This is a genomic window from Xanthomonas sp. 3058 (genome assembly GCF_014199765.1).
GTDB lineage: Bacteria > Pseudomonadota > Gammaproteobacteria > Xanthomonadales > Xanthomonadaceae > Xanthomonas > Xanthomonas campestris_B.
On the sequence record NZ_JACHOF010000009.1, the window covers coordinates 26,231 to 41,440 of the forward strand.

Sequence of the window (15,210 nt, forward strand, 5' to 3'; positions counted from 1 at the left end):
TTTGGGGGATCAATCTCCAGAGATACAAGAAATCCTCATCCCCCCATCCGGGCGTGCGCGGGTCGATTTTAGCCTGTTTCTCCCCAGTGCGATTATGCGACGGCGCCTTTGGCACTCAACTGCGTTCCGCATGGCCCGCCCAATAGATCAAAAGTTCAGCCTGCACGACGCATAGGAATGACATTGGCGTCGAGCCTCAGAGAATCCAGATAGTCCGCCCAGGACTGCATCATCTTGCGGCGCTCAGTCAGATGCGCAGTACGGTTGTAGGCGCGCCCCAGAGGATCCCGAACCGCGTGCGCAAGTTGATGCTCAATGTAGTCCGGTCGGAAGCCCAGAACCTCGTCCAGGACTGTTCTCGCCATAGCCCTAAATCCGTGACCGGTGATGGTGTCACCATCGAAGCCAAGATTCCGCAACGCCGCATTGATCGTGTTCTCACTCATCGGGCGCTTCGAACTTCTAACTCCCGGGAAAACAAATTCGCTCCGGCGCGTGAGAGGCTTCAGATCCTCGAAGATCTCTTTCGCTTGGGACGAGAGGGGCACGATGTGGGGTGTGCCTGTCTTGCTGGCAACAAAGCGCCACTCTGCTTTTTCAAGATCGACATCCTCCCACCGAGCCTTTCGCAACTCCCCAGGCCGCACGAAGAGCATTGGTCCCAGCTTCAGCGCCGCCAAGGTCACCGGCGACCCCTGATAAGAATACATTGCCCGCAGCAGATCACTGATCTGCGCAGGATCGGTCATGCTCGCGAAGTGTTTGGTCTGCGGTTGCTCCAACGCTCCGACCAAGCTATCGGCTGGGTTTGATGTCGCCCGTCCAGTGGCAATCGCATAGCGAAACACACGACTAGCAAGCGAGCGCGTCCGTTGCGCTGTCTCGGCAACGCCGCGCTTCTCCAGCTTGCGCAACGCCGCCAGCAGCACCGGCGCTGTCACGTCCGTGATCGGGATATGGCCGATGCTCGCCAGATCCTTCTCGATCAGGCGGCGCTCGCGTTTTACCGACCCTGGAGTCAGCCCCTCCTTGGTTCGCTTCTCAAGCAGTTCAATGGCTATCGCGCTGAAGGTAGATTCGGCTCGCTCGGTCTGCGCGGCTCGCTCGATACGAGCCACCTGGGCCGGGTTAGCGCCGCCCTTAACCAATGCCCGCAGCCGATCCCGCTCGGCTCGCGCCTCGCCGAGCGACATGATCGGGTACTCGGCCAGCGTGATCATGCTTGCCTTGCCCGAGTGGCGATAGCGATAGCGCCACACCTTCGACCCGGACGGCCGCACTTCGATGCACAGGCCATTCGTGTCGGCGACGCGGTAAGCGTCTCCGCGTGGTTTCAAGGAGCGCAGCTTGGTATCGGTCAGCATGTGAGTCAGACGATTGTGAGTCATCGGGCATAGACCATGTCCGTTGACTCACAGCCTGACTCACTTCGATCCTGAATTCAAGTGGATCAACTTGGACTGTGTTACACAAAAAAACCCGCATATAGCGAGGTTTCTCGGGGATCATCGGACTAATCCGGACAACCCTGGACTGCTTAGTGGTGGGCCCACCAGGATTCGAACCTGGAACCAAAGGATTATGAGTCCTCTGCTCTAACCGTTGAGCTATAGGCCCGGCGCGGGTGGGTTGCGAGATGCGAGGCATGTCGGACCTTCCAGCTGAAGCGAAAGTTTACCTGTCCGCGTGCGTCGCTGTCTGCTGTGCGTCGGCACCGTAACGGTCGATGGCCACGCTTACGCTGCGCAAACAAGAAAACCCAGCGGCAGCCGGGCTCTTCACGCGCAAATCCCGAATCCCGAATCCACCAATCCCAGCCGCTAGGCCATCTCGAGCTGCCCGTCGATCAACTGACGACCGGTACGGAACCCGTGCGCGATGGCGTCCTGATACGTCGCCCAACCCGGCCCCTGGCCGCCGACGCGTGGCTGGCGCTTGCCGCCGAGCGCATACACATCGACCCACAACGTCCACTTGGCGTCCGGGGCTGCCTGCTCGGCGCGTACGCGAATCTCGTGGTCGCGGTACGTGGTGGTTTCAAAGCGGCTTTGCCTACTCATAAGACGATCCCGTTTCCGTTCGCCCATCACGTTAGAAGTGCCGGGTAGAACGCGATGTGAGCTTGGGAGAAACCTCGCTTTAATGTTGCGGCACGGTGTTGCTTCGTCGCCGATACGTGAAGTCCACAGGATCGCGTCATCTCGCACAATGCGCCTTACGAGGATCTCCGAACACGCCTCGCCACCTGCGTGGCCCATCACGCAACAGCCCCGCGAGTGCGGGGCTGTTGTGATTTACTGCACGGATACGACCGAGATGTCAGTCGATGTCGAGGAACGAACGCAGCTGTTCCGAACGGCTCGGATGACGCAGCTTGCGCAGCGCCTTGGCTTCTATCTGACGAATCCGCTCGCGGGTGACGTCGAACTGCTTGCCGACTTCTTCCAGCGTGTGATCGGTGTTCATGTCGATACCGAAGCGCATCCGCAGCACCTTGGCCTCGCGCGGGGTCAGACCGGCCAACACATCACGCACCGTCTCGGAGAGATTGATGTTGGTGGTGTTGTCGATCGGGGACTCCACATTGGTGTCCTCGATGAAGTCGCCCAGATGCGAATCCTCGTCGTCGCCGATCGGGGTTTCCATCGAGATCGGCTCCTTGGCGATTTTCATCACCTTGCGGATCTTGTCCTCGGGCATGTCCATTTCCTTGGCCAGTTCTTCCGGCGTGGCCTCGCGGCCGAACTGCTGGAGCATCTGACGGGAAATGCGGTTCAACTTGTTGATCGTTTCGATCATGTGCACCGGAATACGGATGGTGCGCGCCTGATCGGCGATCGAACGGGTGATGGCCTGACGGATCCACCACGTCGCATACGTCGAGAACTTGTAGCCGCGACGGTACTCGAACTTGTCCACGGCCTTCATCAGGCCGATGTTGCCTTCCTGGATCAGGTCCAGGAACTGCAGGCCGCGGTTGGTGTACTTCTTGGCGATGGAGATGACCAGACGCAGGTTGGCCTCGACCATTTCCTTCTTGGCCTTGCGCGCCTTGGCTTCGCCATAGGCCATCGCACGGCTGATTTCCTTGATCTCGCCCAGGGTCAGGTAGTTGGCCTTCTCCATCTCGATCGAGCCCTGCTGCTCGGAGACGATCTGATCCTTGACGTCGCGCAGCGCCGACGACCACTTCTGCTTGCGCTTGAGGGCGTCTTCCACCCACTCCAGGTTGGTCTGATTGCCTTCCCAGGAACGGATGAAGTCCTTGCGCGGCATGCGTGCCACGGTGGTGGCCAGGTGCAGCACCTTGCGCTCGTGATCCTTGATGCCGTTGACCACGCCACGCAGCTGAGTGACCAGCGCATCGGTCAGCGGCAGCGGCAGCTTGAGCGTGGTGAAGATGGCGGCCATGTCCTCGCGCGCCTTCACCACCAGCTTGTGCTCGGCGCCGTTCTTGGCATAGACCTTCTTGAACTTGGCGTATTCGTTGGCCAGGTTCTCCATGCGCGTGGCGACTTCCAGCGGGTCCGGGCCGGTCGGGCCGGCCTCTTCCTCGGCAGCGTCGTCGTCGCCGTCTTCGGCGTCGTCATCGTCCGCAGCATCGTCTTCGGAAACGGCAACCGGGCCAGCGGCGGCCAGCGCCGCGGCAGCGGCGTCGGCTTCTTCGATCAGGTCGTTGAAGCCGACCACGATCTCGGCCAGACGCTTCTTGCCTTCCTTGTGCGCTTCGTAATCGGCGAGCAGCATTTCGGTCGACAGCGGGAACACGCCCAGCGCTGCCTGGACCTGGCTCAGGCCTTCTTCGATGCGCTTGGCGATGGCGATTTCGCCTTCGCGGGTCAGCAGCTCGACCGTACCCATCTCGCGCATGTACATGCGCACCGGGTCGGTGGTGCGACCACCTTCGGTATCAAGCGCGGTCAGCGCGGCGGCGGCTTCTTCGGCGGCGGTATCGTCAACTTCGCGGTTGCCGGTGTTGCCATCGTTGAGCAGCAGGGTTTCGGCATCGGGGGCAACTTCATGGACATCGATGCCCATGCCGTTGATCATGCTGATGATGTCTTCGATCTGCTCCGGGTCGACCAGGTCGTCGGGCAGGTGGTCATTGACTTCGGCGTAGGTCAGATAGCCCTGTTCCAGGCCCTTGCTGATCAGTAGCTTGATGTCGGATTGCTGGGCAGGACGTTCGTTGGCCATGAGTGCTCGCGCCACCGGCTTTGAGATTGGAAAGAGAACCTAGCATTATACCAGCGTGAAGCCCGGTCTGCCGGAATCAAGACGGGACCGCTGGTAGAACTGCGTTGCTAGGGTCTGAGGAGGAAGGTCACCGGGCCATCGTTGACCAGGTCGACAACCATATGGGCACCGAAGCGCCCGGTTTCCACCCCGCCGTGGTGTTTTTCGCGGCAGATCGCCACCAATTGATTGAACGCCCGTTCAGCCTCCTGCGGCGGCGCGGCGGTGCTGAAGCCCGGCCGGTTGCCGGAGCTGGTGTCGGCCGCGAGCGTGAACTGGCTGACCAGCAGCAAACCGCCGCCGGTATCGGTGAGTGAGCGATTCATCTTGCCGGCGTCGTCGCCGAACACGCGGTAGCCGAGCAGGCGTTCGGCCAGACGACGGATCTGCGCGTCGCTGTCGCCGGGCTCCACCCCGACCAACGCCAGCAGCCCTGGACCGATCTGGCCGACGATCTGCGCATCGACCGTGACGGCGGCGCGGGTGACGCGTTGGATCAGCGCAAGCATGGGCACTCTCAGGCGGCAAACTGTGCCGCGCAGCATGCCCAGCGCCGCCGGTACTGTCACGCATGGGCCTTCGTGCGCTGCGCTGTTTAGAATTGCGCGGATGAAACCAGATGTCCGCGCTCGCCTGCTGTACGCCACCGCCGCCACCGTGGGCCGCCTGCCGTGGCCGCTGCTCAAACGCGTGGCCGACGCGCTGGCCTGGACCTGGCGCAAGCTCAATGCGCGCGAGGCGCGCGTAGCACGCCGCAACCTGGAGTTGGCGTACCCGGAACTGAGCGCGCAACAGCGTGCGCAGCTGCAGGCGCAGATCCTTCAATCGACCGCGCGCCAGACGCTGGAAGTGCTGCGCACCTGGACCCGTCCGCCGGCCGACAACCTCGCGCGCCTGCAACGCAATGGCCAGGAGTTCTACGACGCGGCGCTGGCGTCCGGGCGCGGGGTGATCGTGGCGGCGCCGCACTTCGGCAACTGGGAGCTGCTCAACCAGTGGCTGTCCGAGCGTGGGCCGATTGCGATCGTGTATCGCCCGCCCCAATCCGAGGCGGTGGACGGCTTCCTGCAGCTGGCGCGCGGCGGCGACAACGTGCGCCAGGTGCGGGCCGAAGGCCCGGCGGTGCGGCAGTTGTTCAAGGTACTCAAGGATGGCGGCGCGGTCGGCATCCTGCCCGACCAGCAGCCGAAGATGGGCGATGGGGTGTTCGCGCCGTTCTTCGGCATTCCGGCCTTGACCATGACCCTGGTCAACCGACTTGCCGAGCGCACCGGCGCCATCGTGCTGTACGGCTGGTGCGAGCGCGCCGGGGCGGACCTGCAATTCGCGCTGCATGTGCAGCCGGCCGACCCGGCGGTGGCCGACGCCGACCCGGTGCGTGCCGCCAGCGCGCTCAACGCCGGCATCGAACGCATCGCCCGCCGCGACCCGGCGCAGTACCAATGGACCTACAAGCGCTACACGCTGCGCCCGCCGGGCAGCGGCGAGGCCAATCCGTATGCGACGCAGCGGCATCCGCATTAGCGGGTGCAACGCCGATACAACGGTGCAGTCCAGGGCGGTCTCGCCGCGGGCCGGTAAGCCGAGGGTCGGCAATGGATCGACGCGCGGAACGCGCCTGGGCGGCAGGCGATCTGGCGCTGCGTCAGCGCGGCAAGCGACAGGCTCCGGCATGAGCGGTCACTGGCCAGCCCACTCAATCGTCGTGCGGGTCGGCCGGCGTGGCCAGGATGCGCTGATAGAACGCCAGGTCCAGCCAGCGGCCGAACTTGAAACCGGCTTCGCGCACGGTGCCGGCATGGGTGAAGCCGAATTGTTCGTGCAGGGCGATGCTGGCCAGGTTGCTGGCATCGATGCCGCCGACCAGCACATGCACGCCGCGCTGTTCTGCCTCAGCGATGACGCCCTGCAACAGGGTGCGTCCGAGACCCTTGCCGCGATGGTCGCGGTGCACATAGACCGAATGTTCGACGCTGTACTTGAAAGCGGGCCAGGCGCGAAAGGTCCCGTAGCTGGCGAAACCCATCAAGGTGCCGTCGGCCGCCTCCACTCCGATGACCGGAAAGCCGCCTGCCCGCTTGGCCGCAAACCAGCCGACCATGCTTTCCGGAGGGCGCGGCCGGTAGTCGTACAGCGCGGTCGAGTGGGCGATGGCGTCATTGAAGATGTCCAGGATTGCGCTGGCGTGGCGGGCTTCGCTGCAGTCGATAAGAGACATGGGGTCCAATGCGGGCAGGGGGTGGTGGGATTAAAAGGCATCGCCGGGCGATGAACAACGCAGCCTGCATGCAACCATTCCACGCACATGGCGCAACACAATCTGCCAATGCTGGATGCAGCGTTCCACCCGGCCGTGGCGACTGGCGATTGCGAACCACGCAACAATGGCCGTACGCGGCAGGCAACGGCTGCGGCAGCGCCCCGCCTTGAAGCGGCCGTGGCAATCCCCATCTGGAGTCGTGCATGAGCAGCCCCGTCCCCTCCACCAGCGCACAGGCCTTCGGCGATCCGGCCGCGATCCGCTGCGAGCGCGCCGCCTCCGAACTGCGCGCCGGCCGCCCGGTGCTGCTGACAGCGGCCAGCGGGCAGGCGCGTGCGGTGCTGGCGCTGGACAGCAGCACCGCGCAGTCGTACGCGGCGTTCGCACGTGCGGCGCAGGGCCGCCACTGTCTGTTCATCACCCCGACCCGCGCCCAGGTGCTGGGCTTGAGCGCGCCGCAGGGCGCGCGCGTGGCGCTGGCCGGATACAGCTATGACCAACTCGCCGCCCTGGCCTACCTGCGCGACACCTCGGTGCCGGTGCAGTGGACGCCTGGCGATGCCCTGGACGCAGGCGCGGTGGAGATCGCGCGGCTGGGATTGCTGCTGCCGGCGATACTGGCGGTGGAGCTGCGCGATGCAGACGACCATGCCGCCTTCGCCGGTTGCCAATCACTCACCCTGGACGATCTGGATACCGGCTGCGCCATCTCCGCCGCAGCCGGCTACGAGCTGGTAACGCGCACGCCGGTGCCGTTGCGTGGGCTGGGCATGAGCGAATTCGTGGTGTTTCGCGGCGGCGTGGCGCAGCGCGACCAGGTGGCGATCGTGGTCGGCCAGCCGGACCTCTCGGCGGCGGTGCCGGTGCGCGTGCACTCGTCCTGCCTGACCGGCGACCTGTTCGGCTCGCTCAAGTGCGATTGCGGCGACCAGTTGCAACACGGCCTGGCCAAGTTGAAAGACCTCGGCGGCGGCGTGCTGCTGTATCTGGACCAGGAAGGCCGCGGCACCGGCATCGCCGCCAAGATGCGTGCCTACGGTTACCAGCATGCCGGCCTGGACACCATCGATGCCGATGCGCAGCTGGGCTTCGGCCCGGACGAGCGCCGCTACGGCAGCGCGGTGGCGATGTTGCGCGGCCTGGGCATCGGCCGGATTCGGTTGTTGACCAACAACCCCGCCAAGGCCGAGCGCCTGCGCGCAGCCGGCATCGTCGTCGAGGAGCGCATCCCGGTCACTGGCGACATCACCCCGGAAAACGAGCAGTACCTGCGCACCAAGGCTGCGCGTGCCGGCCACGCGCTGGATGTGGACGCGCTGATTCTGGCCGCCCAGTAACCGCAGCCTGCGCCCGCGACACGGCGGCAGCGTCTGCCTGCGCCGCGCAGCGACTCACGCATGCGTGGCCCTGCAAGGCTGGCGGCCTTGACGGCTGGCCAGCGTCGACAGGCCACAGGCCCGTCATCGAGCAGGACACCCTGCCCCTGGATGCGCCCGCCCTCGGCGCCCGGCTATGCTTGCGCACCGCTTCTGCAGGTCAGCCTTGTGCACGACGTTCCACCGCCGCACCCCGAGGTCATCGTCCCTGCTGCTGCCGCAGCGGTTCAGGCCATCGACTACACGCAGTGGCAATCGCTGCCGCGACGCGGTGCGTATGTGGCCGGCGTCAACGGCGCACTGGCCGGCGGCGGTGCCGGGGCGATCGCCGCCAGCGTCACGGCCATGGTGATGCACGCCTGGCACTACTGGCCGCTGGTGCTGGGCCTGACGCTGATCGCCGCGCTGCTGGGTGCGTGGTTCGCTGTCAAACGCCACCGCCTCACCCACTGGAAACTGGACGATCACGGTCTGGCGCTGCAACGCGGGCACCTATGGCAGAGCGACACGCGCATTCCGATCTCGCGCGTGCAACACGTGGACTTGCGGCGCGGCCCGATCGAACGCGCCACGCAGCTGACCACGCTGGTGGTGCACACCGCGGGAAGCCGGCTTAACGCGGTGGGGCTGTCCGGGCTGGATCAGGGCGATGCCGAGCGTCTGCGCGACCGCCTCGCCCACCAGCTCGACCACCACGACGACGCGCTGTGAGCACCATCGAACACCCCGGCCATGACGAACAGCGCCTGCATCCGCTGTCGTGGGTGTTCGTGCTGCTGCAACAGATCCGCCAATTCCTGATTCCGCTGGCGGCACTGGTGTTGTTCGGCAGTCGGGACGGCAGCCGCGACTCGGCCGATCACATCGCCACCGGTGTGGTGATGGCGGTGCTGGTGGCGATCTCGGTGTTGCGCTATTTCACCTATCGCTATCGCATCGGCAACGACGGCGTGGCAATCCGCAGCGGCCTGCTGGAACGGAGCCGGCGCGATATTCCGTTCGCGCGCATCCACAACGTGGTGGTGCATCAATCGCTGCTGCACCGGTTGGCTGGCGTGGCCGAAGTGCGACTGGAATCGGCCGGCGGGCACAAGCCCGAAGCGGAGATGCGCGTGCTGCGGCTGGACCAGGCGCTGGCGCTGGAAGACCTGATCCGTCGCCGCGCGCATCAGCCCGATACCGCCGCGGCGCAAGTGGACACCGACAGCAACACCTTGCTGCGCCTGCCGATGGGCGAAGTGATCCGGCTGGGGCTGATTTCCAATCGCGGCATGGTGGTGGTGGCCGCCAGCGTCGGTGTGATCTACCAGATGATTCCGCGCCGCACGGTGTCCACCTTCGTCGAACACAACGGCGAGCTGGCGTATCGCTATGTCAGCCAGATCCATCCGGGCACGGCAGGGACGGTGGCGTTGCTGGTGATCGCCACGTTGGCGGTGCTGATCGCGATGCGCGCATTGTCGGTGGCCCTGGCGGTGGCGCAATACCACGGCTTTCACCTGAGCGAATCGGAGCGCCGCCTCACCGTGGAACGCGGTCTGCTGACGCGGATCCGCAGCAGCGTGGCGCTGCGGCGCATCCAGTCGTGGACGCTGTACGAGAGCCGCCTGCATCGCCTGTTCGGTCGCCGCCAGTTGCGTGTGGAAACCGCAGTGACCGGTGCCGGCGATAACGAAGGCAGCGCATTGAAAGAACTGGCGCCGGTCGCCGACCCGCAGCGCTGCGATGCCTTGCTGCAACGCCTGCTACCCGAGATCGCCTGGCCGCCCGCGCAATGGCACGCCATCGCGACGCGGTGCTGGTGGCGACTGAGCCTGCCTACGCTGTTGTTGCTGTTGCCGCTGGTGGCTGGCCTGGCCTGGCACTTCGGCAGTCAGGCAGCATGGTTGCTGCTGTGGGTGCCGTGGAGTGGGTTCAAGGCGCATCGCCAGGTGCAGCGCATGGGCTACGCGGTGGATGCGCGTTACGTGGCCGTGCGCGGCGGCTGGTGGAAGCGCTGGTGGCGGCTGGCCGAGCTGGACAAGCTGCAGGTGCTGCAACTGCAACGCTCGCCGCTGGATCGCCTGTCTGGCACCGCCACACTCTGGCTGGACACCGCCGGTGCCAGTGCAACCGGACCGGCCTTGCGGCTGCGCTTCGTGCCGCTGGCGCAGGCGCAGGCGCTGCAGGCGCAACTCGGCGCCGCGTTGGCGCGGCGCAAGCTGCGCTGGTGATTGGTGATTGGTGATTGGTGATTGGTGATTGGTGATCGGTGATTGGTGATCGGTGATCGGTGATCGGTGATCGGTGATCGGGATCAGCAGCGCGCACCACCGGCAATCAGCGCTGCGCCGGGCCCCAATATCCAAGCTCGCGCCGAATCTGCAGCCCTCGCCACCACGCGCCCAACGGCTTGCGGCGCAGCGTACCGAGCTTGCCGGCGATGAAATCCTCGGTGGCTGCAATCACCCGCTCCGACGACTGCCCGTCGCGATACGGATGGATTGCGTCGGCATAACCGGCGAGCGCGTTGCATAGCGCCGCATCCGGCGCCAGCGCGCGCGCCAGCTGCTGGGGCAACTGCGCGGGCTGTTGAAAATCCAGCATGTGCGGCTGTGGCACGCGATTGCGGAAGGTCACAACCGGTTTGTGCTGCACCACGAACTCGGACACGATCGATGAGGTATCGGAGACCAGCACGTCGGCCGCACGCTGCGCGGCCATCACCTCTTCGGGTTCGACGAAGCGCGCATTGGCCCCCGCCAGCGCGCGATAACGATCGAACAGCTCCGGCGCGCACTTGGGATGCAGGGTGAGCAGCCAGTAATGCGCGCCGCGTGCGATATCGGCAGCGATGACGTCGTAGAGCGCGGGCGCAGCGCTCAAGCGCTCGGTAAAGGTGGAACCGAACAGGACGACCGGGCGTCCGTTGGCTGGCGCGCGCAGTGCGGCGCTGCGTCCGCCATCGTCGCGGAACACCGGGTCGAGCTTGGGCCAGCCGGTTTCGACCACCGCAAAATGCCCTTCGCGCTCGGCAAGCGCGCGGAACGACGCCGTGGTGGCCGGGCCTTGCGTGCAATACAGATCGAACAGCCCGCGCACGCGGAAATGCCCGCGATTGTCTTCGCGCTTTTGCACATTGAACCCGTGAAAGAGCTGCACCTTGGCACCCGACACAAACGGCGGCACCCAGTTGGCCGCGCTGAACACCGCACGCGGACACAACGCCAGCGCCGCGCGCAGGCCGACCGCGTGCACGCCCGGCAACACCAGCCCACGGGCACCGCCCTCGAACCAGGCCGACACGGCGTGCCCGCGGGCCTGTAATGCCTGCGCCAATGGCGCCAGAATAGGCAGCGCGTAACGCTCCGTTGCGAACAGCAGGTATTGAGCCATCACATGTCCTCTTCGACCGCACCCGACGAACGGCCGCGCATCAGCGCCTGCATTATCGCGTTCAACGAGGCCGATCGCCTACGCGACTGTCTGCACTCGCTGGCGTTCTGCGACGAGATCGTCGTGGTGGACTCCGGCTCCACCGACGCCACCGTGGCGCTGGCCGCCGCGCAAGGCGCACGCGTGTTGCAGCGCGCCTTCGACGGCTATCGCAGCCAGAAGGCATTTTGCGTCGCGCAGGCCAGTCACGACTGGGTACTGTGTCTGGATGCCGACGAACGCGTCAGCGACACCTTGCGTGGGTCGATCATCGCTGCGCGCGATGGCGGTTTTGCCGAGGCCGCCGGCTACCGCTTCGCGCGGCTGTCGGAGTATTTCGGGCGATTCCTGCGGCATGGCAATGCGTATCCGGACCGGGTGCTGCGCCTGTTCGATCGTCGGCGCGGCGGCTGGCGCGGCAAGCGCGAGATCCATGAAGCCGCGAGCGTGGACGGTGCGGTCGTCACGCTACCTGGCGACTTGATCCACTACCCGTACCGCTCCCTGATGCAGCAGTTGGCCAAGACCCAGCGCTACGCGCAGATGATGGCCGAGCACGACCACGCACGCGGCAAGCGTGCGACCTGGAGCAAGCTGGTACTGGCGCCGGCCTGGCGTTTCTGGCGCGGCTATCTGCTGCGCGGCGGGTTTCGCGATGGCTGGCATGGGTTGATTTACGCCTATGTGCGCGCCAACTACGTCCGCCAGAAGACCATCATGCTATGGCTGCTGCAGCACAAGCAGCCAGTGCAGGACCCCCCACGCGCGGACGATCAGCGCGGCGGCTGAGTCGCGGCCTGCTGCGCCTGGCGCGTCGCCAGGCCCACCAGCAACCCCACCATGGCCGTATAGAAACTGGCCGACACCTGGTGCGCGAACATCGATTGGGTCAACCCGCACAGTGCGTAGCTCACCACGATCATCACCCCGGCAGCGGCCGGCCCACGGAACTGACGCTGGCCGCTGCATCGATGCAGCCGCACGAAGATCCACAACGGCACACCGTAGACCGCCAGCAACAGCAACAGCCCCGGCACCCCCTGGGTGGCGCCCCACTCGGCCAGATCGTTGTGCGCATGGCCCAGATGACAGCGCAGCAGCCAGGTATCGCCGGCGCACACCGGCAGCTCGCGCATCGCAACATCGAAGCGCCCCACCCCCACGCCGACCAGCGGATGCGCGCGCAAGGTGTCCCAGGCCACGTGCAGGCGCTCGATCCGGGCACCGGCAGAGGAATCGCTGTCGCCCACCTCGTAGCGCTGCAGATCGCTGTGCAACTCGCCCAGGCGCATCTGCTCGGTCAACGCCGGCACGCTGACGATCACGCCCACGGCCAGCACCGCGCTGCCGATGAAGCTCAGCAAACGCATGCGTGCGCTATGCCAGGGCGCGCCCCAGATCAATACGCCGAGCGTGACCAGCAGCGACAGCCACACGCCGCGACTGCCGCTGAGCACGATCACCACCACGGTGGCGATCGCCGCACCCACCAACCAGCGCACATTGCCGGCCGGCCGGCAGAACACGGCCACCACCAGCAACATCAGCGCGATGTCGGCAAACACAATCGCATTGGTCCAGCCTTCGGCGCGGTCGGCGCCGTTCATCACCTGCAGCATGGCGATCAGCATCGCCACAAACACACCGGCCAACGCACCGCGCCACAGCCACACCTGGCGCGGCTGCAACGCATAGGCCCACAACGCCGCCCACGGCAGCACCAGAAAGCGCGAGCGGTTATCGACATCGCGCAGGCCATGTTCGAACAACGCAACCGACAGCAGCGACATCGCGATCACCGCCAGCGTCAGCCAACCCAGCGCGCGCAACGACCAACCGCCGGTGGCGATGCCGGCGCGCAGGCTGCGCCACCCCACCAGCGAGCCAAGCAGCAGGCATAGCCCGAACGGCAGCAGGCCGCTGGGAACGCTGACCACCAGCGCGGTCAGCGCGAAGACGCCCAGCTCGGCAATGCGCACGCCTGCCCGTGACGCGATGGGAACGGACGGGGCGAGTGAAGCGGACTGGGTACGCAAGGAATTCATTCAACGATCGGCGGCAAAGGAGGTAAACCGGGGCGACACGCGTCAGCGACGCCGGCCAAGCTAACGATGCCCCGCATGAATCTTTGTTAGACAACGGTCGGCGACGGCAATGGCGCCGCGCAGATCGCGCCACGCGGGGGTGGTTGGTGGCTTCATTCGGTGTCCAGGTTGCCCTGCTCCTTTTCTTCGACGGCCTTCTCCCTGGAGCTGGCAACGCAGTCGCCATGGACCGCATCGGCCGGCACCAGCCACCAGCGGCGGCGATTGGCCACTCCCACCAACTGGCTGCCGCTGCGGTCCACGCAGGTCAGCAAGGCGGTCTCCTGCACCATCAGCCAGCGTTGTTGCGGCTGCTGTGCCTGCCAGGCCACACCGCGCCGCAGCTGCTCTTCCCACGGCACCTTGAAGCCGAAGGTCTGCGCGGGGCGGTCGGCCATCAGCAGGTTCTGCTCCTTCCAGGCCACCAGGCCGAGCTGGGCATCCGGGCCGATCCGCCGCCCGACCTCGCGCATCACCGCGCCCGACGAGCTGGATTCGTTGAAAATGGGATAGCACACCAGCCCGAACGCCACCCACCACGCGCCCAGCAACGAGACCGCCGCAAGCGCCGAGCGGCGCACCCGCAACAACAACAGGCTGGCCACGCCCCACAGGCCGACGGCCAGCAGCAGCCAGCCCAGCGGGTCGGTCGCCTCGCTGCCGACCCCGCGGCTGTCCATGATCTTCTGCTCGAAGCCCGGATGCCCGATCAGCATCGTCACGCCGCCGGCAGCGAAGGCCACCGTCAGCAGCAGCACGAATCCGAACAACAGCCGCTGCACCCCGACCCGACGCAGCAGGCCCGCCGCCAGCGGCGCCAGGGCCAGGCAGAACATCGGCAGCGCCGGCAGGATGTACACATCGCGCTTGCCGCTGGGAATGGTGAAGAACACCAGCACCAGCAGCCACCACGCCAACGGCAGCAGATAACGCGGATCGCGGCGCTTGAGCCGGCGCCGCCAGGCCGGAATCGCCCACGGCAGCAGCAGGATGGTGGGCAGCCACATCGTGGCCATGCTCTGCAGGTGGTACCAGATCGGCTGGGCATGGTCCCAGGAACTGGCGTAACGCTTGGCGGTCTGGCGCAGCAGGATATCGTTGAGATACACGCGGTATTCGGGCTGACCGGCCGTCAGCGCGGTCACCATCATCGGCACGAACCACAGCAGGATCGCCACGAAGAAGAACAGCGGCCCCAGCCAGAAGCGCCGGTCGCGTACATGCACGCGCACGCCCGGCCAGCCACGCGCCGCCGCGATCCCGGCCGGAATCAGCATCAGCAGCGCGATCACGCCCACGCCCTTGGTGATCACCCCCAGACCGGCGGCGAACCAGCCCAGCGTCCACCAGCGCCAGGCCGGCCCCATCAGCAGATGGCGCAGCAATCCGTAATTGGCCAGCGTGATCCAGAACACCACCAGCGGATCGATCTGCGCCTTCTTGGCCTGAAAGGTGAAGTGCAGCGTGAACAGCAGCATCCACGCCGCATAGACGCCCACGCGCCGGGTCCACAGCCGCCGCCCCAGGTCGTACACGCAGGCCAGCGTACCCAGCGCCGCCAGCAGCGACGGCAGCAAAAACGCCACCCGCCAGTTGCCCAGCAGCGTGTAGAAGAGCGCCTGCAGCCACATCAGCATCGGCGGCTTGTCCGAATACAGCTCGTTGCCGCGATGCGGGAACAGCCAATCGCCACTCATCACCATCTGCTTGGCGACCAGTGCAAACCGCGGCTCGTCCGACGGCCAGGGGTCGCGCAATCCCAGCCCGGCACCGATCACCAGGACAGCGGTGATGGCCAGCAGCCAGACATCCTTGGAAGCGCGAGTCTTGAGCATGGAAG

Annotated in this window: 13 protein-coding genes and 1 tRNA gene; 5 read left to right on the forward strand and 9 right to left on the reverse strand. The window is 65.9% G+C overall.

Going from position 1 to position 15,210, the window contains the following annotated elements:
• Nucleotides 1-155 precede the first annotated feature (155 nt).
• The 5 genes from GGR61_RS12910 to dtd form a co-directional block, all read right to left on the reverse strand.
• Nucleotides 156-1,364: an integrase arm-type DNA-binding domain-containing protein gene (locus GGR61_RS12910; RefSeq protein ID WP_167706708.1), complete on the reverse strand. Its 1,209-nt coding sequence runs from the start codon at nt 1,362-1,364 to the stop codon at nt 156-158.
• A gap of 177 nt (nt 1,365-1,541) precedes the next feature.
• Nucleotides 1,542-1,617: transfer RNA gene (locus GGR61_RS12915), tRNA-Ile, on the reverse strand.
• Between the two features lie 203 nt (nt 1,618-1,820).
• Nucleotides 1,821-2,087 carry a DUF6566 family protein gene (locus GGR61_RS12920; RefSeq protein WP_184621795.1) on the reverse strand — a complete coding sequence of 89 codons (267 nt, stop codon included), beginning with the start codon at nt 2,085-2,087 and terminating at the stop codon, nt 1,821-1,823.
• Between the two features lie 232 nt (nt 2,088-2,319).
• Complete coding sequence (gene rpoD, locus GGR61_RS12925) at nt 2,320-4,197, reverse strand: RNA polymerase sigma factor RpoD (RefSeq protein ID WP_184621797.1); 1,878 nt, start codon at nt 4,195-4,197, stop codon at nt 2,320-2,322.
• Nucleotides 4,198-4,304: 107 nt separating this feature from the next.
• Nucleotides 4,305-4,745, reverse strand: a complete 441-nt coding sequence (gene dtd, locus GGR61_RS12930) for a D-aminoacyl-tRNA deacylase (protein ID WP_184621799.1) — start codon at nt 4,743-4,745, stop codon at nt 4,305-4,307.
• Here dtd and GGR61_RS12935 point away from each other — a divergent pair.
• Nucleotides 4,744-5,760 carry a lauroyl acyltransferase gene (locus tag GGR61_RS12935; protein WP_184621800.1) on the forward strand — a complete coding sequence of 339 codons (1,017 nt, stop codon included), beginning with the start codon at nt 4,744-4,746 and terminating at the stop codon, nt 5,758-5,760. The genes dtd and GGR61_RS12935 overlap by 2 nt on opposite strands.
• Nucleotides 5,761-5,932: 172 nt before the next feature.
• Here GGR61_RS12935 and GGR61_RS12940 read toward each other — a convergent pair whose 3' ends face one another.
• Nucleotides 5,933-6,454, reverse strand: coding sequence for a GNAT family N-acetyltransferase (locus GGR61_RS12940; RefSeq protein ID WP_184621802.1), 522 nt, complete (start codon nt 6,452-6,454; stop codon nt 5,933-5,935).
• A 245-nt stretch (nt 6,455-6,699) separates the two neighbouring features.
• Here GGR61_RS12940 and ribA point away from each other — a divergent pair, with 245 nt between their 5' ends.
• The 3 genes from ribA (at nt 6,700) to GGR61_RS12955 (ending at nt 10,085) form a co-directional block, all read left to right on the forward strand.
• A complete protein-coding gene (ribA, locus tag GGR61_RS12945) occupies nt 6,700-7,833 on the forward strand; it encodes a GTP cyclohydrolase II RibA (RefSeq protein WP_184407978.1) in 1,134 nt (377 codons plus the stop codon).
• Nucleotides 7,834-7,983: 150 nt separating this feature from the next.
• Nucleotides 7,984-8,583 carry a PH domain-containing protein gene (locus GGR61_RS12950; RefSeq protein WP_184407979.1) on the forward strand — a complete coding sequence of 200 codons (600 nt, stop codon included), beginning with the start codon at nt 7,984-7,986 and terminating at the stop codon, nt 8,581-8,583.
• On the forward strand, nt 8,580-10,085 hold the full coding sequence (locus tag GGR61_RS12955; protein WP_184621814.1) for a PH domain-containing protein: 1,506 nt from the start codon (nt 8,580-8,582) through the stop codon (nt 10,083-10,085). Before GGR61_RS12950 ends, GGR61_RS12955 begins: the two co-directional genes overlap by 4 nt.
• A 106-nt stretch (nt 10,086-10,191) precedes the next feature.
• Here GGR61_RS12955 and GGR61_RS12960 read toward each other — a convergent pair whose 3' ends face one another.
• The gene (locus GGR61_RS12960) at nt 10,192-11,250 is read right to left on the reverse strand and encodes a CDP-glycerol glycerophosphotransferase family protein (RefSeq protein ID WP_184621816.1); all 1,059 of its coding nucleotides are present in this window, start codon (nt 11,248-11,250) and stop codon (nt 10,192-10,194) included.
• Here GGR61_RS12960 and GGR61_RS12965 point away from each other — a divergent pair, their 5' ends adjacent.
• Complete coding sequence (locus GGR61_RS12965; RefSeq protein ID WP_184621818.1) at nt 11,251-12,075, forward strand: glycosyltransferase family 2 protein; 825 nt, start codon at nt 11,251-11,253, stop codon at nt 12,073-12,075.
• Here the strand turns inward: GGR61_RS12965 and GGR61_RS12970 are convergent.
• Together GGR61_RS12970 and GGR61_RS12975 are read right to left on the reverse strand one after the other, a co-directional pair.
• Nucleotides 12,060-13,331 (reverse strand): O-antigen ligase, encoded by a 1,272-nt coding sequence (locus tag GGR61_RS12970; protein WP_184407983.1) that lies wholly within the window; start codon nt 13,329-13,331, stop codon nt 12,060-12,062. The two genes, GGR61_RS12965 and GGR61_RS12970, sit on opposite strands and share 16 nt — an antisense overlap.
• A 152-nt stretch (nt 13,332-13,483) precedes the next feature.
• Nucleotides 13,484-15,205, reverse strand: a complete 1,722-nt coding sequence (locus GGR61_RS12975) for a glycosyltransferase family 39 protein (protein ID WP_184621820.1) — start codon at nt 15,203-15,205, stop codon at nt 13,484-13,486.
• Between the last annotated feature and the right edge of the window lie 5 nt (nt 15,206-15,210).

Bases quoted from the DNA above. Each gene is read 5' to 3' on its own strand.
- ribA (WP_184407978.1), top strand. From the start codon at position 6,700: ATGAGCAGCCCCGTCCCCTCCACCAGCGCACAGGCCTTCGGCGATCCG.
- GGR61_RS12910 (WP_167706708.1), bottom strand. From the start codon at position 1,364: ATGCTGACCGATACCAAGCTGCGCTCCTTGAAACCACGCGGAGACGCT.
- rpoD (WP_184621797.1), bottom strand. From the start codon at position 4,197: ATGGCCAACGAACGTCCTGCCCAGCAATCCGACATCAAGCTACTGATC.
- GGR61_RS12920 (WP_184621795.1), bottom strand. From the start codon at position 2,087: ATGGGCGAACGGAAACGGGATCGTCTTATGAGTAGGCAAAGCCGCTTT.
- GGR61_RS12975 (WP_184621820.1), bottom strand. From the start codon at position 15,205: ATGCTCAAGACTCGCGCTTCCAAGGATGTCTGGCTGCTGGCCATCACC.
- GGR61_RS12935 (WP_184621800.1), top strand. From the start codon at position 4,744: ATGGGCACTCTCAGGCGGCAAACTGTGCCGCGCAGCATGCCCAGCGCC.
- GGR61_RS12950 (WP_184407979.1), top strand. From the start codon at position 7,984: ATGCGCCCGCCCTCGGCGCCCGGCTATGCTTGCGCACCGCTTCTGCAG.
- dtd (WP_184621799.1), bottom strand. From the start codon at position 4,745: ATGCTTGCGCTGATCCAACGCGTCACCCGCGCCGCCGTCACGGTCGAT.
- GGR61_RS12965 (WP_184621818.1), top strand. From the start codon at position 11,251: ATGTCCTCTTCGACCGCACCCGACGAACGGCCGCGCATCAGCGCCTGC.
- GGR61_RS12940 (WP_184621802.1), bottom strand. From the start codon at position 6,454: ATGTCTCTTATCGACTGCAGCGAAGCCCGCCACGCCAGCGCAATCCTG.
- GGR61_RS12970 (WP_184407983.1), bottom strand. From the start codon at position 13,331: ATGAATTCCTTGCGTACCCAGTCCGCTTCACTCGCCCCGTCCGTTCCC.